Source organism: Xenorhabdus sp. NBAII XenSa04, assembly GCF_963866145.1.
Lineage (GTDB): Bacteria > Pseudomonadota > Gammaproteobacteria > Enterobacterales > Enterobacteriaceae > Xenorhabdus > Xenorhabdus indica.
In genome coordinates this window covers 1-4,563 of sequence record NZ_CAWMEB010000402.1, presented here as the reverse complement: position 1 = coordinate 4,563, position 4,563 = coordinate 1, and the positions used below count along the sequence as shown (strand labels likewise).

The window sequence follows — 4,563 nt, the reverse complement described above, 5'->3', positions numbered from 1 at the left end:
TTTAATTGAGCGCTTACGTTATGAAGGCAGTTCTCTGGATATTCGTCCTGATTATCGCCCCTTTCGTCATTGCGAAAGTGGACCAGTGGCGCAAACGCGGCATTGGAGACACCTGGGGGTGGTGGAAATCAGAGAACATGCCTTATGAGCTGCGCTCAGCAACTCTATTTCTGTCCGAACAGGACGTATCAACCGCACTGCCGATGCCAATGCACGGCATGGTTGACCAGGTGTACCAAACCAAAAAGGGGGTTCTCATCCCCTTGGACACCAAGCTACGCAAGGTAAACCACATATATGAGTCGGACATCATTCAACTCTCGGTTTACAGGGTAATTCTGTCACACAAGTACAAAGCACCTGTTACTAAGTACGGCTATGTTCGAACCGTTGTTGAAACAGCGGACGGGGATAGAGTCCGTTACATCAAGACAAACCTTCTCAGCGAAAAAGAAGTGATCAAGCTGTGGCACCGATACCAATCCATTCGTTCTGGTCAGGTAAAACCCTCCTGTTCCTGTGGAGGAAAGTTTCACATGTGAAAGTTCTGGATTGAAACAGGGTTGCCCGAATTGGGCAGATAGACGGGGTTGCATTTTTGAAAAGTCCTGTACGCTGGTTGGTATAGGAGGTGAATAGTGGCCCAGCTTAAACATAACCGCTTCGTCATGTTGGGATCCCTAGTAGCGACTGTCGTAGCTGCCGCCAATGGGTTGAGCTTTCTCACCCTACTTGCTGGTGGAGTGGCTTTGCTCCAGATCATGGCTTGGAAGCAGCAAGATGCAGTTCGGTGCCGACTAAAGGCTGCGAAAGCCGCATTTGAAGCGTTGAACGTCATTGAGTTCGACAAGCACTGGGTAGGTTCAACCGCGACGGTCGCCAAGGTGTCGAATATGCTCACCCCGCCAGAACGTCTGGATAAGCCTTGGGCGGTGCAAGTTCTGGCGGTAGCCAAAGGTGGGACATGGTTCGCTGTGGATCTGCAAGTGACCGGTACTGACAAGGTTCAGATGCTCAGCCTCCATCAGCTCAGTGAAAAGGGCGCAAAGACCATGCTGGCCTTTGACCTTGCAGTGTACGAGAGATTTTTCGGAAAACCTGATGTTGCATGAGGACAATGTGATGGAAAAAGTCAAAAGCGTAGATGCCGTGGAGTTCACGGCAGCAGATAAGAAGGTGATGACCAATGCGGCATACACCCAGTGTTTCTTCATTCTGGCCCAGGCGCTGGCCTTCCCTTCTTTGGGAGTGGTCGGTGCGATGGTTGCGGCCCTGTGCGGGATGATGCCTTGGCTGACCCATTTCGCCAAAGAGGCTCCGTCGAAAGCCTTTGGCATGGTGATGGCCTCTCTCTGCTTGGTCCCTATTTACGGGAAACTCTGTGAGTTTGTGATCCACGCGGTTCAGGGAGCCTGAGCTTGTGGGGGTAGTACGAGCGCCCTATCTCTTGGCTGAGCTTAAAGAACGCGGGTGTGCTGAGGAATCTGCTCTGGCTGAGATCATGCAGCCCGGATGCCGGATTGGAGAGGATGACCTGCGAGCGTTGGCCGCTAAGTTAGGAATTGATGTGTCCGAACTGGCTCCAGCGCCAGAGAACGCGGCCAACACTCGGTTCAAGGCAAAGCTAAGAGGAGGTTTAGCCTCCTTTCTTTTTGAGTACGACGGGTGTTTCCGACATGCCGAAGGCTCCAGTCACGCGGAAATGCTGGGTATCGAGCAAGAAGATGATATTGGTCTTCCGAGTCGAGCTGCTGATGCCATGCTCCTGGAAAAGACACTCTACCAAGTGATTGCTCGGGCCAAGTACATGCTAAGCATGATCGACAGCAAGTTTGTTAGGTCAGAACAAGCAATCGAGTTCCGGGAGCAACTTGCACCGGGGATCTTCAAGCTAGGCTACAGAGGATTTCGGTTTAAGGAAGCTGCCGCTGGTGATTTGCCTACTGTCCTGATTGACGGTCGCAAGTTTAATTGCGTTGCCAGTATAGCCAGAGCGCATGGGCTTGATTCGGTTACTGTGCGTAGGCGCATTGCGGAGACAGGAAAGGCCGCAGACAAACTCACCAATGATGAGTGGAAGCTCATCCTCGCCAAGAAGAAAGGTAAACCCTTCACTTACCTGGACAGGACCTATAGCAATATCGCGCAGTTCTGTCGTGAGCATCAGCTCAACACCAACCTTGTTTACCAGAAAGTCAAAGAACGGGTTGATAGCGCTGATGAAGAGTTCTGGGGACAGATTATCCAAACATGCAAAAGGAAAGACTAATGGCTGAAAACAAAGAGATCCCTTGGGAGAAAGAGCTCATCGAGAAGTTCATGTTCACCGTTCACAAAGAGCAGGTGAAAGACCGCCGCTGGCGGACCATGCTGCGCGTACTCCGGGCGTCGGGCTTCGTGCTTCTCATGATCGGCTTCATCATCCTGGCATCAAATCCAGGTGGAATACCTTGGCAAAGCGCCAAAGCGAGAGCCCCTCACACAGCTTATATCAACATCCGCGGTGAAATTGCGGCTGGCACATTGGCGAATGCTGATCACCTTATTCCGTCCATCCAAGCTGCATTCGACAACCCTAACTCTCAAGCGGTCGTGCTTCGCATAAACAGTCCTGGTGGTAGCCCGGTTCAAGCGGGACGGATTTATGAAGAGGTGAAGGCGCAGCGAGCTCTGCACCCGGAGAAAAAGGTCTACGCCATCGATTGATGACATCGGTGCCTCTGGCGGCTACTACATCGCCTCTGCTGCGGATGAAATCTACGCTGACCGCGCCAGTCTGGTTGGTTCTATCGGCGTTATCAGCTCTGGGTTCGGATTCACCGGCCTGATGGACAAACTCGGCATCGAGCGTCGGGCCATCACTTCCGGAGAGCACAAAGCGCTTCTCGATCCATTCTCCCCTCTTACCTCTGACATGGAGAAGTTCTGGGAGGATGTTCTATCGAAAACCCACCAGCAGTTCATCGAGCGAGTGGAAGTTGGACGGGGTGATCGACTGAAAGACGACCCACAGATCTTTTCTGGATTGCTATGGAACGGTGAGCAGGCCAAGGAAATTGGGCTGATTGATGGCCTGGGTAGCCTGAACTCCGTTGCACGAGATGTGATCCACCAGACAAACCTAGTTGACTACACACCAACCGAAGACATCATCCGGCGACTGACCCAGCGGGCGAAGCTCGAAGCCAGTTCTTTCGTGCAAGAACTCAGCGCTGTGAAAGTTTACTGATAGGAGCAGTTTGACATGACAGAACAAAGTAACAAATCACTACGCCTTGGGGTTATGACCGCCGTTCTTTTGGGCGTAGTAGGAACCGGTTTAGGCATTTACCAGTTCGTGAAAGGAAAGGAACTGACGCAAGAAATCTCTAGTGTTAAGTCCTTAGTGAATGAGGTGAAGGATGCGGAAGGCGTCACCTTCAAGAGCAAGGCAGAGTTTGAGGCAGCTGTGGCTGCAAGCATCAACAATTTTGTCGAGCAGAAACAACAAGCGGACATCGATCAAAAGTATGCCCAGTTCGAGGCAGCTCCTGAGAAGGTCGAGGATGGTAAGCACATCTATGGGGAGTTAGGTGCTCGCTTCACATTGGTAGAGTTCTCCGATCTGGAGTGTCCATTCTGTAAGCAGTTCCACGAAACACCGAAGCAGATCGTAGATGCCAGTAAAGGCAACGTGAACTGGCAGTGGAAGCATATGCCCCTCGATTTCCATAATCCGGCTACCCACAAAGAAGCTCTGGCCGCTGAATGTATTGCGGAACAGAAAGGAAATCGTGGCTTCTGGGTATTCGTGAACGATGTATTCCACCACTCGCAAGGTAATGGACGTGGCGTTGCCGACTTAGCTTCGTTGGTCACAGGGGTTGGAGCTGATCTCGAAGCGTTCCGGGAGTGTCTCAGTTCAGGTAAGTACGAAGACAAAGTTGAAGCTGACATCCAGAAAGCAAAGAGCTATGGCGTCAATGGTACTCCAGCCACCTTTGTAGTGGACAACCAGACCGGCAAGAGCCAGCTCCTCGGTGGTGCTCAACCAGCACAAGCCATCATGGCGGTGATGCGAAAAATGATGATTGAGTCGCAACAAGACGACTCAGCGAACCAATAAAACTTTCACATGTGAAAGTGGAGTGATGACTGATGATCAAGATAGCAACTAAGTTGGGATACCTGCTGGTGGAGGTGTTTGCCCTGTCGGCTTGTTCAGGCGTCCCTCAAACAAGCAACGAATACAAGAAGGCCCTAGATGATACCGAACAGTTATGTGCTGCATGTGCCTTGGTTGGGAATGACCTGCTGGTGGATGGTTCATCGGTCGATCCTGAATGGGAGCCTTTTGGCTTGGCACCGGGCCTGTCTGTCGTTATTCGGGGCGGTCGGATAGAAGGGAATGCCTTGAGTGATGATAGTGTGCCGCTGGTGCAGGCATTCGTCTCATGGAAGCAAGGGCAAGAAAATAGCTAAAGGACAACTACTTTGGAAGGGCGGCTCATGCCTGTCTCTTGATCACATCTATAGCTCAAGAGACTGTGCAAGCAAGTAACCTTCAAGGAGGGTTTGTAATAT

General features: G+C 51.5%; 8 protein-coding genes. All 8 read left to right on the top strand.

The features are described 5' to 3' along the window. The first annotated feature begins 137 nt into the window (after positions 1 to 137). Positions 138 to 542 (top strand): hypothetical protein, encoded by a 405-nt coding sequence (locus AAC147_RS14275; protein ID WP_369793157.1) that lies wholly within the window; start codon positions 138 to 140, stop codon positions 540 to 542. Positions 543 to 638: 96 nt separating this feature from the next. Beyond that, the gene (locus AAC147_RS14270) at positions 639 to 1,112 is read left to right on the top strand and encodes a hypothetical protein (protein WP_197056384.1); all 474 of its coding nucleotides are present in this window, start codon (positions 639 to 641) and stop codon (positions 1,110 to 1,112) included. A 10-nt stretch (positions 1,113 to 1,122) separates the two neighbouring features. Continuing rightward, positions 1,123 to 1,416 carry a hypothetical protein gene (locus tag AAC147_RS14265; protein WP_197056385.1) on the top strand — a complete coding sequence of 98 codons (294 nt, stop codon included), beginning with the start codon at positions 1,123 to 1,125 and terminating at the stop codon, positions 1,414 to 1,416. A 4-nt stretch (positions 1,417 to 1,420) separates the two neighbouring features. Then, entirely contained in the window at positions 1,421 to 2,269 is an 849-nt protein-coding gene (locus AAC147_RS14260; RefSeq protein WP_047682273.1) for a hypothetical protein, read from the top strand. Further along, positions 2,269 to 2,706 carry a hypothetical protein gene (locus AAC147_RS20205; RefSeq protein WP_369793154.1) on the top strand — a complete coding sequence of 146 codons (438 nt, stop codon included), beginning with the start codon at positions 2,269 to 2,271 and terminating at the stop codon, positions 2,704 to 2,706. Before AAC147_RS14260 ends, AAC147_RS20205 begins: the two co-directional genes overlap by 1 nt. Further along, positions 2,702 to 3,229, top strand: coding sequence for a S49 family peptidase (locus tag AAC147_RS20200; protein WP_369793159.1), 528 nt, complete (start codon positions 2,702 to 2,704; stop codon positions 3,227 to 3,229). The genes AAC147_RS20205 and AAC147_RS20200 overlap by 5 nt, the downstream gene beginning before the upstream one ends. 15 nt (positions 3,230 to 3,244) lie before the next feature. Next, positions 3,245 to 4,105, top strand: coding sequence for a DsbA family protein (locus tag AAC147_RS14250; protein ID WP_047682271.1), 861 nt, complete (start codon positions 3,245 to 3,247; stop codon positions 4,103 to 4,105). Between the two features lie 32 nt (positions 4,106 to 4,137). Beyond that, entirely contained in the window at positions 4,138 to 4,461 is a 324-nt protein-coding gene (locus tag AAC147_RS14245) for a hypothetical protein (RefSeq protein ID WP_047682269.1), read from the top strand. Positions 4,462 to 4,563: the final 102 nt, after the last annotated feature.